Here is a 4207-nt window from a genome sequence, read left to right as displayed (position 1 = left end):
CAGCAGCGACAGCCCGGTGATCACCTCCGGCATTACCATCGGCGCGTATATCAGACCCGTAAACAGCGCCCGCCCGCGAAACCGCCCGTGCCGCGTCAGCGCGAGCGCGGCAAGCGTACCCAGAACCGTGGCGAATAGGGCCGTGACGAAAGCCACACGGATCGTCACCCAGGCGGCGCGCATCAGCGGTTCGTTGCGAAACAATTCCCCGTACCATTGCGTCGAGAACCCGCCCCAGACGGTGACGAGCCGCGATTCGTTGAACGAGTAGATCACGAGCAGCAGGATCGGGATATAAAGAAAGGCGAGCCCCAGCGTCAGCGCCGCCATGTTGAAGAAGGAAAAGCCTCTCATCGGCGCCCCCTCTCGCCTGCGGCCTCGGCCTCCATGCGCCGCGCCTCCGCCTCGCGGAAGATCACGATCGGCACCACCAGCACCACGAGCAGCACCATCGCCACGGCGGCGGCGACGGGCCAGTCGCGGTTGGAGAAGAATTCGACCCAGAGCGTGCGCCCGATCATCAGCGTCTGCGAGCCGCCGAGCAGGTCCGGCACCACGAATTCGCCAGTGATCGGAATGAAGCAGAGCAGCGCGCCGGCGATGATGCCCGGTTTGGCGAGCGGCACCGTGACTGTCCAGAACGCCTTGATGCGCGACGCGCCGAGATCGCGCGCGGCCTCGATCAGCGTCTGATCCATCCGCTCCAGCGTGGCATAGAGCGGCAGCACCATGAAGGGCAGGTAGGTATAGACCAGCGCGATGAACACCGCATATTCGGTATTGAGAATGGTCAGCGGCTGCGAGATCAGCCCGGCGCCCTGCAGATAATGGTTCAAGAAACCCTCCGGGCGCAGGATCCCGATCCAAGCATAGACGCGGATCAGGAAGCTCGTCCAGAACGGCAGGATCATCGCCGCCACGAGGATCGGTCGCCATGAGCGCGGCGCGCGCGCCATCGCATGGGCGATGGGGAAGCCGATCGCGAGCAGCATCGCCGTCGAGATCAGCGAGATCCGCAGCGAGGAGATCAGCGAGGCGATGTAGAGATCATCCTGCGCGAGGAAGATGAAATTCTCGAAACTCAGCGCCTCGAAGAACGCGACCAGCCCCTCCCATCCCTGCGTCAGATCGAGCAGCGGCCAATAGGGCGGCTGCGCCAGGCGCGGCTCGGAGAGCGCGATCTTGAGCACGATCGCCATCGGCCAGAGGAAGAACGCGGCGAGCCACAGATACGGGATGATGATGACGAGCCGGCGGGTGAAACGCAGCATCCCCGCCCCCTCAATCGCGCAGGATCACGGCCGCATTGGGCGCGAAGGAGACATGCACCCGCTCTTCCAGATCGAGCGGGTTTTCCGTATAGCGCGTGGCATTGGCGCGGGTGACGCGGATGATCTGGCCGGTATCGAGCTTGATGCGATAGACCGTCCAGTCGCCGAGATAGCCGATATCCCAGATTTCGCCGGCGAGCGTATTGGCAGCCCCGGCATCGCGCGCCTCGGCTTCGCGAAAAACGCGCATCTTCTCCGGGCGCACCGCGACGGCCACTGCATCGCCGGGGGAGAGTGTCGCATCCGGATCATCGACGCGAAACGCCGCCTCGCCCTCGCTGGCGCGCAGGGCCCAGAGCGCGCCGTCAGTCTCGCGCGCGCCCTCGACGCGGGCCTCGAACAGGTTGATCTCGCCCACGAAATCCGCAACGAACCGCGAAGCCGGCTGCTCGTAGATCTCGCCCGGCGTCGCCACCTGCACGACGCGCCCGGCATCCATCACGGCGATCCGGTCGGCCATGGTCATGGCCTCTTCCTGGTCGTGGGTGACGACGATGAAGGTGGTGCCGAGCGCGATCTGGATATCCATCAATTCGAACTGCGTCTCCTCGCGCAGCTTGCGGTCGAGCGCGCCGAGCGGTTCGTCGAGGAGCAGCACGCGCGGGCGTTTGGCCAGCGCCCGGGCGAGCGCGACGCGCTGCTTCTGGCCGCCGGAGAGCTGATCGGGCCGCCGCCCGGCGAAGCGCTCCATCTGCACCAGCTTGAGCATCTCCGCGACCCGCGCCGCAATCGCGTCCCGCGCCATCCCCTCCTGCCGCAGGCCGTAGGCGATGTTCTTCTCGACGCTCATATGCGGAAACAGCGCATAGCTTTGAAACATCATGTTGACCGGGCGGCGATTGGGCGCCACGCCCGCGAGATCCGCCCCGTCGAGCAGTACCCGCCCCCGTGTCGGCGCCTCGAATCCGGCCAGCATGCGCATCAATGTGGACTTGCCGCAGCCCGAGGGCCCGAGCAGGCAGAAGAACTCGCCCTGATAGATATCGAGCGACAGATCAACTACTGCGACCTGATCCCCGAATCTCTTGGTCACGTCATCGAAGCGAATGAACGGCACCGCGTCAGGATCCGCCCAAGGCGCAAAATCCTGCCGCACCGCCCCGATAGCCCGAACCCCGCCACGCTTCATCCGACCACCCCGGAGAGGATTGCCCCGTCAGGGGTTTAGGGGATTTTGGAGGGTGGGGGAAGGGGAGGAGTGGGGGCGCGGGCTCTGCGCCATCGCGAGGTGATAACGAAAACTGCCAGAACGCCACGCCTCGCTCGCTCGCAACGGCTTCGGTATTAGGACTAAACGAAACTTCTATGGCACTGTCGCTTTGCGAATCAAATATGAGAGAGATCCGATGTCTGTGTATGCGCTCTGGAACAACAAAGGCGGCGTTGGAAAGAGCTATCTGACGTTTCAGGTAGCTTGCGAATATGCACGCACCCATCCCGATCAACGCGTCCTGATAATCGACCTATGTCCACAGGCAAATTCGTCGAGCATGCTCCTTGGAGGAATGGTCAATGGCGAGGTCGTTATTGAGCAGCTGTCAGGATCCAGTCCAGCAAAAACAATCTCTGGTTACATCAACGATCGAATAATGAGTCCGTATGTCAATCCACATTCTGGTTCGTTGTATGTGTCGAAGGTGAATGATTATAATGCATACGTACCGGATAATCTCTACATAATCTGTGGTGACGAGGAGCTTGAAATGCAGTCAAGCCAAGTGCAACTTGCATGCACTGCAGGCCCCGCCGACTCATGGCGAATAGTTCATACTTGGATCAGAGATCTCATCGAAGATGTTCGCAAGTCGTGGGATCAGCGGGAAATAACAGTCTTTTTGGACTGCAATCCAAGCTTCACAATTTATACAGAACTTGCCATGAGTGCATCTGATCGATTGCTTATCCCATTTTCTGCTGATGGCTCTTCGAAACGTGCCGTGAGATCAGTCTTGTCACTAGTTTATGGGATACTTAGAAAACCGGGCCAGATTCAATCCGAATTTTATCTCAACAGCCAACAGTATCGCATGAAATTGCCAATGATATATTCGTATATTGGAAATCGTCTCACGCAGATGAACAATAGTTCCGCAAGCGCATTCAAGAACGTTGTAATGGACATTTTTAACGAGGTCTTCAAGGTTTGGCAAAACAATCCTGCTCTCTTTTACGTGCATCCTACCGGCGAGCCTGCACCAACGAGCAGGCAAGGATTTAGACGCATGTTTGAGGAGCAAATTAACGACGCAAATACAGCCTCGGTTGTCTCCGGCGCAATGGGGATTCCGATATGTAGATTGACTGCGGGGCAGAAGAGCTTTGCCGGGCGAACTGTAATCGTGAACCAATCTCAGCTTGAAAAACAGCAACCAAACATTGCTGATTTTGTTTCGAAGATTGAATAGCAGGATGTGCTGTCGTAGGTGAGTTGCAGAGTAGCTACTGCAATGAATAGCACCATCACCTGCGGCTCTTCCACCTTAAGCTTGTTAGGCGGTTGGCGCATCGTTGCAATTGGAAGCTCCAATTGCCCTCCATGCAAGTCCACCTCTTCCTCCTCCAACCACCCTTCCAGAAACCGTAATACCCGGGCAAGCAGTTCTATCGCCGGCATTGCACCATGATGGAAGGCTTCGCTTCCTTTCCCGGGCTGGCGGCGTCAGGGCTGGAGGTTCATCGGACTGCCTGGCCTCGGCCGCGTGCCGAGATCTTGGGCTTGCGGGGGCGGAGCATCAGTAGCTTCCGGTTCTCGTGCTGAAAGAGGGCGATCGTTCTTCGCATCAGCAGGGGGGTAATGGTCGCACTTAAGTCGGTGATCGAACGAGCTTCCTCGCAGCGCTAACCGAGCGGCACGGGTTCCCGTGGCCGCATCCCTG

General features: G+C 59.5%; 5 protein-coding genes. 2 read left to right on the top strand and 3 right to left on the bottom strand.

The window, feature by feature from the left end:
- The 3 genes from VKP01_RS02215 to VKP01_RS02205 form a co-directional block, all read right to left on the bottom strand.
- On the bottom strand, positions 1–354 hold a 354-nt coding region (locus VKP01_RS02215; protein ID WP_414706495.1), incomplete at its 3' end, for an ABC transporter permease.
- Positions 351–1271, bottom strand: a complete 921-nt coding sequence (locus VKP01_RS02210; protein WP_324410003.1) for an ABC transporter permease — start codon at positions 1269–1271, stop codon at positions 351–353. The genes VKP01_RS02210 and VKP01_RS02215, both read right to left, overlap by 4 nt.
- A gap of 10 nt (positions 1272–1281) precedes the next feature.
- Positions 1282–2460: an ABC transporter ATP-binding protein gene (locus tag VKP01_RS02205; protein ID WP_324410002.1), complete on the bottom strand. Its 1179-nt coding sequence runs from the start codon at positions 2458–2460 to the stop codon at positions 1282–1284.
- A gap of 217 nt (positions 2461–2677) precedes the next feature.
- Between VKP01_RS02205 and VKP01_RS02200 the strand changes: the two genes are divergently transcribed.
- Together VKP01_RS02200 and VKP01_RS02195 are read left to right on the top strand one after the other, a co-directional pair.
- Entirely contained in the window at positions 2678–3736 is a 1059-nt protein-coding gene (locus VKP01_RS02200) for a ParA family protein (protein ID WP_324410001.1), read from the top strand.
- Between the two features lie 215 nt (positions 3737–3951).
- A complete protein-coding gene (locus tag VKP01_RS02195) occupies positions 3952–4089 on the top strand; it encodes a hypothetical protein (RefSeq protein ID WP_324410000.1) in 138 nt (45 codons plus the stop codon).
- The last annotated feature ends 118 nt before the right edge of the window (positions 4090–4207 follow it).

The organism is Saliniramus sp. (assembly GCF_035311605.1).
Lineage (GTDB): Bacteria > Pseudomonadota > Alphaproteobacteria > Rhizobiales > Beijerinckiaceae > Saliniramus.
Note: the sequence above shows the minus strand (reverse complement) of the source record. Positions and strands in the feature narration are given on the sequence as shown.

Bases quoted from the DNA above. Each gene is read 5' to 3' on its own strand.
- VKP01_RS02200 (WP_324410001.1), top strand. From the start codon at position 2,678: ATGTCTGTGTATGCGCTCTGGAACAACAAAGGCGGCGTTGGAAAGAGC.
- VKP01_RS02205 (WP_324410002.1), bottom strand. From the start codon at position 2,460: ATGAAGCGTGGCGGGGTTCGGGCTATCGGGGCGGTGCGGCAGGATTTT.
- VKP01_RS02195 (WP_324410000.1), top strand. From the start codon at position 3,952: ATGATGGAAGGCTTCGCTTCCTTTCCCGGGCTGGCGGCGTCAGGGCTG.
- VKP01_RS02210 (WP_324410003.1), bottom strand. From the start codon at position 1,271: ATGCTGCGTTTCACCCGCCGGCTCGTCATCATCATCCCGTATCTGTGG.